Raw genomic sequence first — 987 nt, 5'->3', positions numbered from 1 at the left:
TTCGATGACTTTGGCTACGACGCCGGCGCCGACGGTACGACCGCCTTCACGGATAGCGAAACGCAGACCGTCTTCCATCGCGATGGTTTTGATCAGGGTGACAGTCATCTGGATGTTGTCACCTGGCATTACCATTTCAACGCCTTCTGGCAGCTCGCAGTTACCAGTCACGTCAGTTGTACGGAAGTAGAACTGTGGACGGTAGCCTTTGAAGAACGGAGTATGACGGCCGCCTTCTTCCTTGCTCAGAACGTAGACTTCTGCGGTGAACTTGGTGTGCGGCTTGACGGTGCCTGGCTTGACCAGAACCTGGCCACGCTCAACGTCGTCACGCTTGGTGCCGCGCAGCAGCACGCCGCAGTTCTCGCCAGCACGACCTTCATCGAGCAGCTTGCGGAACATTTCAACGCCGGTGCAGGTAGTTTTCTGAGTATCGCGCAGACCGACGATCTCAACTTCTTCCTGGATGCGGACGATGCCACGCTCAACACGACCAGTCACAACAGTACCGCGACCGGAGATCGAGAATACGTCTTCGATTGGCATCAGGAACGGCTTGTCGATAGCACGCTCTGGCTCTGGGATGTAGCTGTCCAGAGTTTCCACCAGCTTCTTGACGGCAGTGGTGCCCATTTCGTTGTCGTCTTGGCCGTTCAGAGCCATCAGAGCCGAACCGATGATGATTGGAGTGTCATCACCTGGGAAGTCGTAAGTGCTCAGCAGGTCGCGCACTTCCATCTCAACCAGTTCCAGCAGCTCAGCGTCGTCAACCATGTCAGCCTTGTTCAGGAAGACAACGATGTACGGAACACCTACCTGACGGGACAGCAGGATGTGCTCACGGGTTTGTGGCATCGGACCATCGGCGGCCGAGCAAACCAGGATCGCGCCGTCCATCTGGGCAGCACCGGTGATCATGTTTTTTACGTAGTCGGCGTGACCTGGGCAGTCAACGTGTGCGTAGTGACGCACGGCCGAATCGTATTC

General features: G+C 56.6%; 1 protein-coding gene. It reads right to left on the bottom strand.

Features of this window, described 5'->3' with window-relative positions; genetic code table 11:
- The coding region (gene tuf, locus JZ00_RS29660; RefSeq protein ID WP_039594739.1) for an elongation factor Tu at positions 1 to 987 on the bottom strand (987 nt) is incomplete at both ends.

The organism is Pseudomonas frederiksbergensis (assembly GCF_000802155.2).
GTDB lineage: Bacteria > Pseudomonadota > Gammaproteobacteria > Pseudomonadales > Pseudomonadaceae > Aquipseudomonas > Aquipseudomonas frederiksbergensis_A.
The sequence above is the reverse complement of the archived record's forward strand: the minus strand, read 5'-3'. Positions and strand labels throughout refer to the sequence as shown.